The sequence below is a fragment of the Chryseobacterium sp. CH25 genome (assembly GCF_004119455.1).
Classification (GTDB): Bacteria; Bacteroidota; Bacteroidia; order Flavobacteriales; family Weeksellaceae; genus Chryseobacterium.
The window spans coordinates 247,254-262,964 of the sequence record NZ_NRQT01000003.1 but is presented as its reverse complement, the minus strand read 5'-3'; the positions used below and the strand labels follow the sequence as shown (position 1 = coordinate 262,964).

At 36.9% G+C, this 15,711-nt stretch carries 9 protein-coding genes and 2 pseudogenes; 1 reads left to right on the top strand and 10 read right to left on the bottom strand.

The features are described from left to right. Window positions 1–25 precede the first annotated feature (25 nt). The 10 genes and pseudogenes from BOQ64_RS09375 to BOQ64_RS09330 all read right to left on the bottom strand — a co-directional run bounded on the left by BOQ64_RS09375 (window position 26) and on the right by BOQ64_RS09330 (window position 11,981). Window positions 26–2,293, bottom strand: coding sequence for a T9SS type B sorting domain-containing protein (locus tag BOQ64_RS09375; protein WP_129057849.1), 2,268 nt, complete (start codon window positions 2,291–2,293; stop codon window positions 26–28). Between the two features lie 163 nt (window positions 2,294–2,456). Next, window positions 2,457–2,933 carry a ribonuclease HI gene (gene rnhA / locus BOQ64_RS09370; protein WP_129057848.1) on the bottom strand — a complete coding sequence of 159 codons (477 nt, stop codon included), beginning with the start codon at window positions 2,931–2,933 and terminating at the stop codon, window positions 2,457–2,459. Between the two features lie 24 nt (window positions 2,934–2,957). Further along, the gene (dnaB, locus tag BOQ64_RS09365; protein ID WP_129057847.1) at window positions 2,958–4,544 is read right to left on the bottom strand and encodes a replicative DNA helicase; all 1,587 of its coding nucleotides are present in this window, start codon (window positions 4,542–4,544) and stop codon (window positions 2,958–2,960) included. 152 nt (window positions 4,545–4,696) lie between these two features. Next, window positions 4,697–6,793 (bottom strand): T9SS type B sorting domain-containing protein, encoded by a 2,097-nt coding sequence (locus BOQ64_RS09360; RefSeq protein WP_129057846.1) that lies wholly within the window; start codon window positions 6,791–6,793, stop codon window positions 4,697–4,699. A gap of 29 nt (window positions 6,794–6,822) precedes the next feature. Beyond that, entirely contained in the window at window positions 6,823–7,410 is a 588-nt protein-coding gene (locus BOQ64_RS09355; RefSeq protein WP_129057845.1) for a hypothetical protein, read from the bottom strand. A gap of 299 nt (window positions 7,411–7,709) precedes the next feature. Next, window positions 7,710–8,945: an MFS transporter gene (locus BOQ64_RS09350; RefSeq protein ID WP_129057844.1), complete on the bottom strand. Its 1,236-nt coding sequence runs from the start codon at window positions 8,943–8,945 to the stop codon at window positions 7,710–7,712. Between the two features lie 92 nt (window positions 8,946–9,037). Beyond that, entirely contained in the window at window positions 9,038–9,400 is a 363-nt protein-coding gene (locus BOQ64_RS09345) for a hypothetical protein (protein WP_129057843.1), read from the bottom strand. A gap of 69 nt (window positions 9,401–9,469) precedes the next feature. Beyond that, window positions 9,470–10,968: pseudogene (locus BOQ64_RS09340) on the bottom strand (GH3 auxin-responsive promoter family protein). Window positions 10,969–11,105: 137 nt separating this feature from the next. Beyond that, window positions 11,106–11,408 (bottom strand): hypothetical protein, encoded by a 303-nt coding sequence (locus BOQ64_RS09335; RefSeq protein WP_129057842.1) that lies wholly within the window; start codon window positions 11,406–11,408, stop codon window positions 11,106–11,108. A 177-nt stretch (window positions 11,409–11,585) separates the two neighbouring features. Beyond that, window positions 11,586–11,981, bottom strand: a complete 396-nt coding sequence (locus BOQ64_RS09330) for a hypothetical protein (RefSeq protein ID WP_129057841.1) — start codon at window positions 11,979–11,981, stop codon at window positions 11,586–11,588. 249 nt (window positions 11,982–12,230) lie between these two features. On the opposite strand from BOQ64_RS09330, the pseudogene mfd reads away from it, so the two are divergent. Then, window positions 12,231–15,598, top strand: a pseudogene (mfd, locus tag BOQ64_RS09325) (transcription-repair coupling factor). Window positions 15,599–15,711 lie beyond the last annotated feature (113 nt).

The window sequence follows — 15,711 nt, the reverse complement described above, 5'->3', positions numbered from 1 at the left end:
TGATGTTGTTATTTGTATTAAAGTTTTATTCTATGTTTTTTACCAATACCCAACCTGAGTATTTTGTTTCAGTATTGTTTTTATCATTTTCATTCCATGAGATTGTATACCAGTAGGTAGCAGAAGGTATTTTTTTACCATATGCTCTTCCATCCCAAGTATAGTTTCTGATTTTATTAGCTTCATAAAGTTTGTTTCCATACCTGTCATATACTATGAAGACTAAGTTTTTCTTATAAGCTAAAGCAGAATAGTCAATGAAGTCATTCTTGTTGTCTCCGTTGGGAGTGATTGCATTGATCAGGTTCGGAACGGTAATCTGAACTTCAATGGGAGAGCAGTTATAGAAATCTTTTACAAAAACCTTTACTTCTCCTCTAGGCAGTCCTGTAAAAGTATTTGATGCCTGCCAATGAATTCCGTCAATTGAATATTGATAAGGAGCTCTTCCCCCTGAAACATTTACTGTGATTGAATTGTTGTGGATATCAATGCTGGCTATCACAGGATTGGTAGAAGGGAGTACGTTGACAATTTGTGTGGTGATACAGTTGCCTGTTTTTAGTTTAACCCAATAAGTTCCTACGCCCAAGTCTTTTATAGAAGGAGTGGTAGCTCCTGTACTCCATAAATATGAGTCAAAACCAGGACCTGCATCTAAGTCGGTTCTGTTTTCTATACAGATGGTTTTGTCTTTAAGGATTGAAGATTTAACAGGTGGAAGTACAACAAGATTGATCTTAGCAATGGCAAAACATCCGTTGGTATCCGTTACTTTTGCATATACAGTAGTGCTTGCTGAGGTATATTGATAAGGGTCGGTAATCTCGTTGGTGCCATTAACGGCATTGGCAACTGTTGTGTAATATTTTTTAATAACACCGGTGGTTAAAGATGTTACATTGGCTGTTGTTAAATTAAATACTGCACTAAATATATTATTTTCAATAAAACAGGATTGAATAGTATCGTCTCTTACTGCAGTTTCAGGATAAAAGGTAAGGGTGATTTTTGCTGTACCCGTACATCCCAGTGGAGTAGTTACTTTTACATATACTGTTCCCGGAGCAGATAGGTAGGCGTCCGGAGATAAAATTTCATTGTTTCCGGAATTTAAATCATTGAGTGTTTTGTAGTATTTTTTTGTACCCCCCGGTACATCTGTTACATTTGCCGTGTTTAAATTGAAAGTGGCAGTTCCTGCTTTATTGTTATTACATTCAGTAAGTGTTTTGTCGTTAGCTTTAAAAGGAGCCAGATCCAGTTGGATTTTTCCATCAGGATTGTCGCAAAGTACGCCTGCATTATCTTTAATAACTACAGTTACGGTTGTATTGGTGTTAAAATCATAACTGGTAGGGTTGGTAATAGGAGTTGAACTGCCTTGAGGGTAATATTTGAAAGTATAATTGCTAGGATTTGAAACAAACTGAACATTGAAATCCGTTAAATTCACGCTGCCATATCCGGTAGTGGGATTGGGACAGAAGGATTGAGTGATTAAGTTTTTTAGAATTGATACTTTATCAGTATATATTTTTACATTTTTAATAGAATTTCTCGCTGAAGCTCCACCTGTAGAGGCTGAGAAACCAAAGTACCCCTGCGTCATTGTAGCAGCTCCGCCCGAAGGAGCAAAAGATTGAGAGGTGATAATGGTACCATCCATTTTTACAGTAATGATCCAGCTTGTTGGGTTGGCAGGATCTGTTTCACCAGTTACTTCAACGTGTTTATAAGTGTCTCCTACGAAAGGTTGCGTTGGGTTGAGGTCTGCAGAGTGAAAAGAACTTCCGGGTGTATTGAAAAATTCAATATTGTTGGTGTCTGTAGTGTTAGGAACTACACCATAAGCGATATGCACTTTGCTCATTTGAGCACTGGTTGTATTGTTGTAGATGTCAAAACCAACCATAAAACCAATTGCATTTTGTGGAATTCCTAATCCTGATCCCTGTTGGCTTGTTATGGGTGGGTTGGCAAGATACCAAAAGGCAAACCCATCACCCTTTCCAAATCCGGGTATTCCATTTCCGTTAATTCTGAAGTCAAATTCGACTTTCCATTTATCGCAGTATTTCAGGTTGATAGGATCATTAAGTTTTATTGCTCCGGATTTACTTCCAACGTCATCAGTAAGCATAACGAAGTCGCCGCTAGTTGTAGCAGTGGGTACAACAGTCCATCCTGTAGTGTTAATGGGATTTCCGGTGAGTTGGTAGGTCTGGGCGAAGGATATTCCAGATAGAGAGAGTAGAAGAATTGAGAAGTAAAATAATAAATTTTTATTCATTTCACTGGGAATTTAATTCTTGGTAAATATATTAAATCCCAATTAAAAAATAGATATTCCGTGTTAATTTTGTTAAAAAAATTAAAAATTATTCAGAAAATAATATTTATTATGATAAAGTAGTGAAATTTGTACGCGTTATTTCGGATTTATGTTAATTAAATTAAAAGAGAGAATTGCTATCAAGTCCTTCAAAATAAGTATCAATTTCCAAATCGGGAGAACTGGCAGCTGCAACAGCTAATTTATCACAAAGTTCATTTTCAAAGTGGCCGGCATGTCCCTTTACCCAATGCATTGTAGGTTTGTGTTGGTTGTAAAGTTCAATGAATTTTTTCCAGAGGTCTGGGTTCTTTACATTTTTCCAGCCTCTTTTGATCCATCCGGTAATCCAATTCTGATTCACAGCATCTGCCACATACTTACTGTCGGTGTACACGTGAATGTCGTTTTCTGTAGACTTTAATTTTTCCAGTGCAGTAATTACAGCAAGGAGTTCCATTCTGTTGTTGGTGGTTTTTCGGAACCCTTTAGAGAATGTTTTCTGATAATTTTTTTCAGGAACACGCATAAGAATTCCATACCCGCCTTTTCCGGGGTTTCCGCTGCATGCACCGTCTGTATAAATTTCGATTTTCAAATCTGCTTTATAAAATTGAATGGTTTAAAACGGGAAGTCATCATCATCATCAAAATCATTCATTGAAGATCCTGATAGTTTTGAGCTGTCCGGAAGATCAAATGCCGCTCCCGGTTGAATAGTAGTCTTGATTTTGTCAAATCCACTTGGCTCACCAAAGTTTGAAGGATAGCCGCCACCCATGCCGCCATCCAGAGCTGCTTCAATATCACCGAATTTTGCAAAATGTTTCAGGAAAGATAGTCTTACATCTGCTGTAGCACCATTTCTGTGTTTTGCAATAATTAATTCGGCTTGGTTTTCTGTAGAGGTTTCCTGTCCTTCTTCATCATTATCCCAAACGGTAATTTTATAGTATTCCGGTCTGAAAATGAAAGATACAATATCCGCATCCTGCTCAATCGCTCCGGATTCCCTTAGATCCGAAAGCTGAGGTCTTTTTCCGGGACGTGTTTCCACACTACGTGAAAGCTGAGAAAGTGCAATTACAGGAACATTCAATTCTTTTGCAATTGCTTTTAATGAACGGGAGATCATGGAGATTTCCTGTTCACGGTTTCCAACTCCTTTCCCGCCACTACCGGCGGTCATAAGCTGAAGGTAGTCCACCATTATCAGTCTTACACCATGTTGCATTACCAGTCTTCGGCATTTTGCACGGAAGTCAAAGATTGAAAGAGATGGGGTTTCGTCAATATATAAAGGCGCATTTTCCAATTCAGATACGTTGGAGAACAGTCTTTGCCATTCTTCATCATCAAGAGTTCCTTTTCTGAGTTTTTCAGATGAGATTCTTGTTTCAGAAGCAATCATTCTGGTAATTAGCTGTACCGAGGCCATCTCGAGAGAGAATAATGCCATTGGAATTTTGTGACCTACAGCAATATTTCTTGCCATGGAAAGAAGAAATGCAGTTTTTCCCATCGCCGGACGTGCAGCAATGATAATAAGGTCGGAATTCTGCCAGCCACCTGTCTCCTTGTCTACATCACGGAATCCTGAAGGTACTCCGGAAAGTCCCTGTTTATCTTTTAAAGATTTAATAGTGTCAATCGCTTGTTTTACAAGTGAATTGGCAGTGTCAAAACCTTTTTTAATGGTTCCGTTGGTGATTTCAAAGAAAGACTGTTCTGCTTTGTCCAGAAGTTCAAATACATCGGTTGATTCTTTATAGGAAGAATCAATTACATTCGCAGAAACATTAATAAGACTTCTCAGAATATATTTTTCAAGAATAACACGAACGTGATATTCAATATGGGCAGATGAACTTACTCCCATGGTAAGGTCAATAATATAATGATCTCCTCCTGCCTGACTTAGCTTATCCTCTTTTTTAAGATCCTGGATAATGGTCATTAAATCTACAGGATGGTTACCTTCGTAAAGTTTTAGGATGGTAGAAAAAATGATCTGGTGTCTGGGGTCGTAAAATACTTCCGGAGTAAGGAGGTCAATGGAATGGTCAAGACCTTTTTTGTCAATCAAAAAAGTTCCGATAACAAGTCTTTCGAAATCCACTGCATTAGGAGGCATTTTTCCATCCGCAATAGACAGCTCTTTTGCAAAGTTTCCGTGTGTAAGGGATGATAATGTTTCTTTCTGCGCCATGGTGCAAAGATAGCTTATTTAAAAAATATTAAAAAAATAGTATTCAACAAATTATTCGCAGTCTTTGTGAAAATGCGATTAATAGAGCGGTTGAGTATGTTGATAAAAAAATCACCTCAATTGAGGTGATTCTTTATTGTATGATTTGGGGATTACTCTCTGTTTTTCAGGATAACCCATCCTGAGAATTTGAACGGTGTGTTCTTTTTGTCATTCTCATTCCAGGTTAAAGAATACCAGTAAGTACCTGTAGGGATCTTTTTGCCTGCAACAGTACCGTCCCATTTGTATCCGTTGGATTTGTCGGCCTGGTGAATTTTTACGCCATATCTGTCAAAAATATTTAATGTCAGATTTAGCTTACCTGCAATTGCAGAGTAGTCCATGACGTCGTTAATACCATCTCCATTTGGTGTAATAACATTTACGATGTTAGGTACCAGAGCTTCAACGATAATAGGATCACAGTCATAAGCATCCTTTACGTAAACTTTGTAATTGCCTCTTGCTACATTGTTGAATACATTAGAATCCTGCCATGTAACATTGTCTATAGAGTATTTATAATCAGGAGTTCCGCCTGTTACGTTTACTGTAAGATTGGTTGTAGATACATCAATGCTGGTAATTACCGGTTGTTCAGAAGGGTATACTGTTACAGCCTGAACAGTGGAACAGTTATCTCTGGTTGTAAGTTTTACCCAGTAAGTGCCAACACCTACATTGCTGATACTTTGTGTAGTTGCTCCGGTGCTCCATTCATATTTTGTAAATCCAGGGCCTGCATCCAGAGTGGTTTTATCTTCCATACAGATCATTTTGTCCTTAAGAATAGCAGATTTTACCGGTGGAATTACTTTAAGAGTTACTTTAGCAACATTGAAGCATCCAAGGTCATCATATACTCTTACATACACTACGCCATTTGGAGCAATATAGGTTTTGTAATTCAGGATTTCATTGGTTGCATCTACTGCATCAGCCATCGAGGGATAATATTTCTTCTTTGTTGTCCAGCCTGGTGCTATAACAGGAGCGTCATCAAGATTGAATAATCCCATAGAAGGATTTGATTCTATATGACATTGAGTCAGTCCAGCGTTGTCCAGTACTTTTACCAGCGGGTGGAATTTTAATTTAATTTCCGTAATTGTAATACATCCATATTCATTGGTTGCTTTTACAAATACTGATCCTTCTGCAGAGATATACTGATAAGGATTGGTTATTTCGTTGATGACGTGGTCAAGGTCATACATTGAAGGGTAGTACTTTACATTAAGATTAGGAGTAAGACCTATATTAACTGAAGTTAAGTCGTATTCCGCTGTTCCTGAGTTGTTGTTGCTACATGAAGTAATTTCTCCAGGAGTCAGAGCATAAGATCTGTCAAAAAATCTTATATCTCCAAATTCTCTACATTGATTTAAGAAGTTGACAGGTTTAGTTGGGTCAACATAAGAGATAGAGTAGGTGTACTTAGTAGTTGGGTTAACCGGAATAGGGGTTGTGATAGGATCGTAATCACTTGCTGCATCAGCCGCGCTACGATAATATTTTATAACGAAATTCGGGTTGTTGTTTCTGATATGATTTGATAATGTAGCAAAATCAAATGTTACAGGATTACCACAAACGTCAATATTTCCGTCACTGTTGGCTCCTGGTTTTAGGAATGGGAATGGTTGATAGATTTTTAATGAATTATTATCAAATGGAGTAAGTAATGTTGCTGTTCCTCCAAAACTTAATTTGAAAGGAGATACTTCTGCAGAGAAGTTATTTAAAAGTAAATGATAAACTTGTCCGGGAAGTACGTCAATATATTTTACAAAGCCGGTACCGCCGCCACCTTCCGTAGTCTCTGTGGAGGTCATATCAAGACCGGTAAGAGGTGGAGTGATAGAAGATGTAAGTCCTGCGTATGAACATCTTAGTGGTGTTTCACTGATGTTGGCGCAGCTGTGGTTAGGGCCGTATAATGCAAAGTCGTAATCGATTTTAGGTGCACTTGGGCCTGTTGGGGTAATGAGGAAGGTAAGGGTTCCTGCTGTTTGTATGCTGAATGTGAACCAGATAGAATTACTCTCAGAGCTCACGCAACCGCTTCCCTCTTTTACGCTTCCTGGCCCGTTAGGTTTAAGTGCGATTTCTGAATCACTACAGATTGGTATAGCGGTGATACAGTCCTGCTGTGCAAAAACCATTTGGGTAATGAAAATTAGAAAAATCAGTAGATATTTTTTCATTTTGACCGATTTAAAATTGAATCCTTAAGTTATTTGTTCGTTTGGATAAGTTGTTTACCCCATCCCGGTGCGGCGTCTAATCCGGATGCTGCCTTCTGATATTGGGCATCAGCATCAGTTTTGTTGCCGGATTTTTCAGCTGACTTTGCTTTTAGAATAGCTAGTCTGGGATTGTTAGGTTCAGAACTTTCTGCTTTTAAAATGTATTCAGAAAGGGCCTGTTCTCCTTTTGAAGGGTATCTGTATGCCCCTGTCTGTAAGCTTTGCAGAGTGATGAGACCCAAAAGGATGTTTATTTCTGGATTTTCCGGTTGAGAAAGTGATGCTCCCAGTGCATATTTTCCGGCGGTGGCATTGGGTTCAATAGCTGAAGCTGGAGACTTTTTTAATTGTAATTCTGCTTTAAGATACATAGATACTGCAGCATAGTATCCAGCCTGCCATTTTTCAGAAGTTTTGGTTTCAGTAAATTTCTTAAACAGTTTGTCGAAATCACCTTCAGTATTGGCGGTGTTGAGCTGTGTCGCGCTTTGTTGTAATGCCTTGTCGGTAAAAGCCTGGGCATTTACCCATAAGCCAGTCACGAAAAAGCTTAAAATAAGTAAAATTTTATTCATAAAGGGGATATTTCTAGCAAATATATGAAATTATTAATGTTTCGTAAGATATTTTGATATGTATTTAAAGAATGTGTGGTGTTGTTTTGTGATATTGTATTTTTATTGATTGGTGTAAATATGTGAAGATTGTAATGGTTGTCTGTTTTTGTGATTTAATTTGAGATTTAAAAAGCTTTTTGTTTTAGAATAAACTAGGTGTAAAATAAAAACAAGGATAGAAAAAGTTCTATCCTTGTTTTGTATATGATTAATTTTATTTGTTTTAGGTGGTTTTCAAATAATAGATGATAAGTTTATTAATATTGCATCTTTCTTAGCTTTGGGTTAGTGCTTCCAACAATTAGTGCGATCAGGACAGTCATGCATCCGCCAAAGACGACAGAGCGAACCACGCCTAATACTTTAGCCATTAATCCACTTTCAAATTGTCCCATCTCATTGCTGGACATAATGAATATGGAATTCACACTCAATACACGTCCTCTTATATGGTCAGGAGTTTTAAGCTGTACAATAGTTCCTCTGATCACTACAGAAATACCATCAAGCATTCCGCTTAGTACCAGAAACATAAATGAAAGCCAATAAAGCTTGGATAATCCAAATCCTATGATGCAGAGCCCAAACCCTGTAACAACGGCAAGAAGTATTTTTCCCTGGTTTTTTCGTAAAGGAACAATAGATAAAAGTGTAATAATACACATGGATCCAATATCAGAAGCTGCATTCAGTAAACCGAATCCTTCGGCTCCTGAATTCAGAATATCTGTGGCAAATACCGGAATCATTGCTACGGCTCCACCAAAAAGTACAGCAAACATATCAAGGCATAAAGCTCCCAGAATTTCCTTTGTTTTAAAAATATAGGAAATTCCCTCACGCATACTTTCCACAACATCCACCGTTTCTTTTTTATATTCTGAATATTGCTTGTTAAGCTGCCAGAAAAACAGAGAGGCAATAAATATTAGAGATAAAATTACAACCAGTGTCCATTGTACACCGATATATCCAATAAGAAGCCCACCAATCGCATGTCCGCATACGGAAGAAATAAGAAACGTTGCCTGGTTAAGGGTAACAGCATTCGGTAAGTTTTCTTTCTTTACAATTTTAGGAATCATAGAAGGAACAATAGGCCCGATAAAAGCTCTTGCAATTCCTGTAAAGAATATTACACCATAAATATAATAGGTAATCTCATGTCCTGTAAAATGCATTTGAACATTAAAGAAAGCAGGGATTAAAAGTAATCCGATCAGAAAGATATAGACGTAATTGCAGATAAGCAATAATCTCTTTTTTTCATTCATGTCAATAACGTGTCCGGCATATAAGGCGCAGCTTACCGCAGGAATAACTTCGGAAAGTCCTATAAGGCCAATTGAAAAAGGATCTTTGGTTAACTGGTATACCCACCATCCTAATAAGGTAGCAAGCATCCTAAAGGCTAAAACAATAAAAAATCTCCCGGTAAGAAGATTTCTGAACTCAACATTTTGTAGGGTTTGTAACGGGGTAAAGGAAATCATGAACAAAAATAGCCCTAAAAATTTATTTAGGGCTATCTGTATATTGTTTTTTGAAAGATATATTAAATATATATCAAAAGATAAAATCTATTTTAGTCAGCTCTTGAAGAACTGATGATGATAGCAGCAACACCTGCCGCACCAATGATAGTAGCACCAGCCGCAATTCTTGCTTTTCTTCTGTCTTTCACAGCAGCTACATTAGATTTAGGGATAATTACTTCTGTACTGTCTTTTTTTCCGGCTGTACCTACAAGATTATCACCAACAATGTTTCTGAATAAGATTTTCTGCTTCGGAGACCCGTCTCTCATGGTAACTTTATAAATTTTTCCGGCTTCCAGATTGGAATAGTTGTTTTTTGAAATATCCTCGCTGTATTTTGTAGTAGCGCAAGATGTAATAACAAATAAAGACGTTAATAAAGATGATTTCAACAGTACAGATGCTTTCATTATTTTCGTTTAGTTTTTCAAATTTATAATTTTTTTCGAATATACGTTTTTGGAATTGAAAAAATATCTCTAAAATTTGTAAATTTCTAACAAATCTGCGATATTTCTGTCATTAGCTAATCTTGGAGTCTTGTTTTGGCCGCCCAGTTTTCCCTGTGACTTTGCATATTCATGAAATGCATTTTTCTTAAGCTTTGTTATATAAAGCTTTTGAAGAATATTTCCGGAAATCAGATCATCATAGTAAGTATTTCTGTTTCTAAGCTGCTGATCCAGTTCATTTCTGAATGCTTCACCATTTTCAGGTTCTTTTTCAAATTCTATCAGCCATTCATGATAAGGAAGCCCTTCGTTGGGATTAACCTGTGGTGCCAGATGAAATTCAGTGATTTGTGCCGGATATTTTTCAAGGGTTGCTTTCAGAGCTTCTTCCACTTCAAAAGCAATCACATGTTCCCCGAAAGCTGAAGTGAAATGTTTAGTTCTTCCGCTTACCAGAACTCTATAAGGGTTTTTATTAATAAATCTTACGACATCACCAATAGAGTAGGCCCATAATCCTGAGTTGGTTGTAAGAATTAAAGCATAGTCTTTATTTAGCTCAATGTCTTTTAATGTTAATCTTCTGGCATTGGGCTTTCCATATTCTTCCAACGGAATAAATTCATAGAAAATACCATGATTGGTTAACAGTAAGAGTCCTTCTTTTGTGTAATCATCCTGAAAAGCAAAAAATCCTTCAGAAGCAGGAAAGGTTTGGATGATATCTACTTTTCCACCCAATAAGTCTTCCATTTTGTCACGGTAAGGTTCGTAATTCACACCGCCTGTAACAATAAGCTGTAGGTTAGGGAAGAGCTGTTTTATTTTCTTTCCGTGTTTTTCAGTCAGTTTCTCAAAATACATGATAAGCCAGGGCGGTATCCCTGAAATCAAAGTCATATTCTGGTGTTCTGTTTCTTCAACAATCTTATCTACTTTAGCTTCCCAGTCTTCCATGATATTGGTTTCCAGGCTTGGCAGTCTGTTTTTCTGAAGATAATTAGGAATGTGATGAGCTACAATTCCAGACAGCCTTCCGGTTTTAATCCCGAAAACTTCTTCCAGTTCCGGACTTCCCTGCAAGAAGATCATTTTTCCGTTAACAAAATCGGCATTGTTTTTTTTGCTGATATAATGGAATAAAGCACTCTGAGCTCCTGCAATCTGATAAGGCATTCCTTCTTTAGAGATAGGAATGTATTTCGATCCTGATGTTGTTCCTGAAGTTTTTGCAAAATATTCTGGAGTATCTGTCCAGAGGATATTTCCCTGTCCTCTTTTTACTCTTTCAATGTAGGGCTTTAAATCTTCATAGTCGGCAACAGGAACTCTGTCCTGAAAATCCTTTACAGAACGGATGTTTTCGAAATCATGTTCCCGCCCGAAAAGTGTTTTCTGGGCTGTGTTCACAAGAGAAATCAATAGATCTTCCTGATTTTTCTCTGCATTTTTTTGAATTCCTCTGCCTTTTGAACATGTTTTTTTGCCCAGATAAGTGCTGCGTTTTTCTTGAAGAAGTTTAACATGGTCCAAATTTATAAATAAGTAGAGAATTGTGGAATCATTTTTAGAGGTAAGGCATAAAAAAACCGATGAAATAAATTCCATCGATTTTTCTCGAAATTTGATTATGAAAATAACAACTATATGTTGATGTTATGCTTTATTTATTGGCTTTATACCTTTTGTCCGGTGTGCCATCTTTTTTCAGATGTTTGTTCTCCTTGTATCTTTTGTCCGGAGTACCGTCTTTTTTCATTTTAGCAGCAGGGGCTGGCTGGGCTGGTTTCACTTCTGCAGGTTTAGCTGTTTTAGCAACCATTGGTTTAGCAGCTTTTACTTCTGCCGGTTTGGTAGCTGCAGCTTTTACAGGAGCAGGAGTTGTATGAGTAGCGGGAGCAGTCTGCTGAGCAGTAGCAAGGCCCAGTCCTAAAACTAATGACATTGCTGATAATAATTTTTTCATAAGAATATTGTTTATTTTTTGTTGAATAAAGATATACAAAAAGCAGGCTAAAAATTTTGGTTTTTTAAACTTAACTAAAGTTTATTACAGCTTAAAAAAAAATTAAAGTATTTTTCTGAGCAATAAAAAACCTGCCCTCGGTTAGGAGAACAGGCTTTTATATGAATAGTGAATAGATTAACGTTTACAGTTGGCTGTCCATGTTTTACCATCCTGAGCGTATAAAATTTGTAATGTATTATTATCAATTCTGATATAAGAAGTGGCAGTAGATCCCACCATAACCAATGTGTTATCTCCTTGTTTGTTAAATTCTATGCCATTGAGACTGGGAATGCTATTTGAGAATGTGAAGTTATATTTGGTGCCGCTGGCAATCTTCGTTACAAATATACTTCCGGCATCAGTACTGATATTGGTAGAACCACCATCCTTATAAGATACACTTCCTTTATAAGTTCCTGCAAAAAAGTCGTTGTCTGCAGGATCATCATCCTTGCTGCACGACGAAAAAGATAATGCTGTAAAAACGAACAGCATCAAAACTCCTAAAATTTTCATTGCTTTTTTCATAATACTACTTTTTTATGTTTGGTTTGTTTACATTCCCAAACACTATGCCATGAAAAAATATTCGATTTTTTTAACAGGTAATTAATGAAATTAGTGAAAAATTAAGATTTAAATGGCTAAGTGTTTCATTATAAATCTAAAAGTCTACATATTTAGAACCAAAGAAAAAAATATCCTTACCTTTGTATAGCGTTAAACGGTTTCGGAAAACTCCCGAAATCGCTTTTGTCGTTTATACCATTACTATTTATGCAGTTAAAATCCATCAACGAAAAATTCCTTCCGGATCTGATGCAAAAGGAATTCGGGAAAGAAATTTTTACCCAGTTAGAAAATAGTCAGCATATTGCCGTGAAGGGAAGTGCAGGGTCTTCAGTTTCTGTTTTTGTGGCTGAGCTTTTTTTGGTTCAGAAAAAAATATTCTTTATCTGGTAGATGATAAAGAGGATGCATTGTACGCCAATACAGAAATGGAAGATCTTCTTGGAAAAGAAAAAGTACTGTATTTTCCAGCCACCCACCTTGAGCCCTATCAGGTGGAAAGGACTCAGAATGCCAATCTTGTGTTAAGAACTGAGGTGCTGAATAAAATCAATTCCGGGAGATCTCCAAAAGTAATTGTAGCCTATGCCGGAGCTCTATCAGAAAAGGTATTGAAGAAGGAAGACTTTAAAGCGATTTCTCATCATATAAAAGTAGGCGATCAGCTGGATTTTGATTTTGTAGATGAACTGCTTAATCATTATCATTTCCAGCAGACAGATTTTGTTTCAGAACCCGGAGAGTTTTCTGTAAGAGGAGGAATTGTAGATGTGTTCTCTTATTCCTACGAAAAGCCTTACAGAATAACATTTTTTGGAAATGAGGTAGAAAGTATCAAAACGTTTGATATCGAGACTCAACTTTCTGTAGATAAGGTGAAAGATTTTCAGTTGGTATCCAATATGAACTTCTCGGTGACGGGAAGCAGGGTTTCATTGTTGCAGTTACTGCCTAAGGAAAGTTATGTGATTTCTAAGAATGGAATGGTAGGGATGCAGAAGATTAAAATATTCTATGAGAAATCCCTTGAAAAATTTGAAACTTTAAGTAAAGATATCGCCCATAGAGCTCCACAGGATCTTTTTATTTCTGATCAGGAATTTTTATTTGATTATAAAAAATTTAAAACGGTTGATTTCGGAAATGTTGCTATTGAAGGATTGAAGGAAATAGCTGAGATTAAAATGGAGCAGCTCCCACAACCTTCTTTTCATAAAAACTTTGAGCTTCTTATTGAAGATATTGAAGAAAAGCAGACTGCCGGATTTGATACCTGGATTTCTTTTTCAACAGAAAAGCAGAAAGAAAGACTGGAATCTATTTTTGAAGAACTGGAACATGAACTTCCTTTTAAAAGTTTTAAATCAGAGTTACATGAAGGGTTTGTAGATAATGGGCATAAATTGTTGGTATATACTGATCACCAGATTTTTGACCGTTATCAGAGATATAAAGCTAAGAATACCTTTGCAAAATCAGAACAGCTTACCCTGAAAGATCTGATGAGCCTGAAGATTGGGGATTATATTGCCCATATCGATCATGGAATCGGAAAATTTATGGGACTGGTGAAGGTAAATAATGATGGAAAGATTCAGGAATGTTTTAAACTTACTTACAAAAACGGAGATTTATTATATGTGAGCATCCATTCTTTACATAAAATCTCAAAATATAACGGTCCGGATGGAAGAGAGATTGTATTGAGTAAGCTAGGTTCTCCAACTTGGAAGTCTTTAAAACAAAAAACGAAAGCTAAGGTTAAACAGATTGCATTTGACCTTATTCAATTATATGCCCAAAGAAAGACCGCAAAAGGATTTGCCTATACACCGGATTCTTATCTGCAGAATGAGCTGGAAGCAAGCTTTATTTATGAAGATACTCCAGATCAGGAAAAAGCTACCGTAGATGTTAAAAAAGATATGGAAGCAGATACGGTGATGGACAGACTGGTTTGTGGTGATGTAGGTTTCGGTAAAACCGAGGTGGCCATTCGTGCTGCATTTAAAGCGGCTACAGATGGAAAGCAGGTTGCTGTATTGGTTCCTACTACGATTCTGGCATTTCAACATTACAGAAGTTTTAAGGAAAGACTTAAAGACTTCCCGGTAAACGTGGGTTATGTCAATAGATTCAGAACGGCCAAACAGAAGTCTGAAACGCTGGATGATCTGAAAAACGGAAAGGTAGATATTATCATCGGAACTCATCAGTTAGCAAGCAGTTCTGTTAAATTTAAGGATCTTGGATTATTGATTATCGACGAGGAACACAAGTTTGGTGTTTCTGTAAAAGATAAATTAAAGACCCTGAAAAATAATGTGGATACACTTACTTTGACTGCAACCCCGATTCCAAGGACATTGCAGTTCTCCCTGATGGCGGCAAGAGATTTATCAGTTATTAAAACTCCGCCACCCAACAGACAGCCGGTTGATACACAGTTGGTAGGATTCAATGAAGAGTTGCTTCGTGATGCTATTTCTTATGAGATTCAGAGAGATGGACAAGTGTATTTTATTAACAATAGAATTGAAAACCTGAAAGATATTGCCGGGCTTATTCAGCGCTTGGTGCCTGATGCAAGGGTGATTACAGGGCATGGCCAGATGGATGGTAAACAATTGGAAAAGAATGTTCTGGATTTCATGGAAGGAAAGTATGATGTACTTGTTTCTACTACGATCGTTGAAAGTGGAGTGGATGTCCCGAATGCCAATACCATCTTTATTAATGATGCCCAAAGATTCGGAATGGCAGATCTTCACCAGATGAGAGGAAGGGTAGGACGAAGTAACAGAAAAGCTTTCTGTTATCTCATTACTCCGCCTTATGATATGATGACTTCTGATGCAAGAAAACGTCTGGAAGCAATTGAGCAGTTTTCTGATCTTGGAAGTGGTTTCCAGATTGCGATGAAAGATCTTGAAATTCGAGGTGCCGGAGATTTATTGGGAGCAGAACAGAGTGGCTTTATCAATGAAATGGGGTTTGAAACCTATCAGAAACTGATGCAGGAAGCTCTTGAAGAATTGAAAGATGATGCTGATTTTGAAAAACTATTTGACAACGAAGAAGACAGACAGAAGCTATTCAAATCTGTAAAAGATGTAAATATTGATACAGATCTGGAACTGATGCTTCCGGATTTCTATATTTCAAATACTGAAGAGAGACTTTTATTGTATCAGAAAATAGCAGAAATTAATAATGAAAAAGATCTTCATCAGTTTGAATTTGAGCTGATTGACCGATTTGGAGCATTACCGAAAGAAGCAGTTAACTTACTGAAAAGTGTTTCTTTAAAGTGGTTGGCCGCAGATATCGGTTTTGAAAAGATTGTGATGAAAAATGGGGTGTTTTTAGGGTATTTTCCAAGTAATCCTCAGGACAAATTCTATCAGACAGACAGATTCAGGCATATCATTAATTATTTGACGAGAAACCCTGCAGAAGCTCAGCTTAAAGAAAAATCCGGAAAAGAAGGGAATCAGCTGATGATGAGAAAAGAAAGAGTGAAGAATGTAGATGAGGTTAATATTTTATTGAAAGCGATCATTGAGCATAATTAAAATATAGTTTTTAAAATTTACTAAGTTTTCTGTAAACGAGACTAAACCCTATAAAAAGAATAAATTTTTATAGGGTTTTTTGTGATTGTTATCATGTTTTTTTTCAGAATATT

What these genes read in the sequence shown, in the direction of transcription:
- BOQ64_RS09360 (WP_129057846.1), bottom strand. Translation starts at nt 6,793, where the DNA reads ATGAAAAAATATCTACTGATTTTTCTAATTTTCATTACCCAAATGGTT.
- BOQ64_RS09335 (WP_129057842.1), bottom strand. Translation starts at nt 11,408, where the DNA reads ATGAAAAAATTATTATCAGCAATGTCATTAGTTTTAGGACTGGGCCTT.
- BOQ64_RS09355 (WP_129057845.1), bottom strand. Translation starts at nt 7,410, where the DNA reads ATGAATAAAATTTTACTTATTTTAAGCTTTTTCGTGACTGGCTTATGG.
- BOQ64_RS09375 (WP_129057849.1), bottom strand. Translation starts at nt 2,293, where the DNA reads ATGAATAAAAATTTATTATTTTACTTCTCAATTCTTCTACTCTCTCTA.
- BOQ64_RS09350 (WP_129057844.1), bottom strand. Translation starts at nt 8,945, where the DNA reads ATGATTTCCTTTACCCCGTTACAAACCCTACAAAATGTTGAGTTCAGA.
- BOQ64_RS09330 (WP_129057841.1), bottom strand. Translation starts at nt 11,981, where the DNA reads ATGAAAAAAGCAATGAAAATTTTAGGAGTTTTGATGCTGTTCGTTTTT.
- BOQ64_RS09345 (WP_129057843.1), bottom strand. Translation starts at nt 9,400, where the DNA reads ATGAAAGCATCTGTACTGTTGAAATCATCTTTATTAACGTCTTTATTT.
- dnaB (WP_129057847.1), bottom strand. Translation starts at nt 4,544, where the DNA reads ATGGCGCAGAAAGAAACATTATCATCCCTTACACACGGAAACTTTGCA.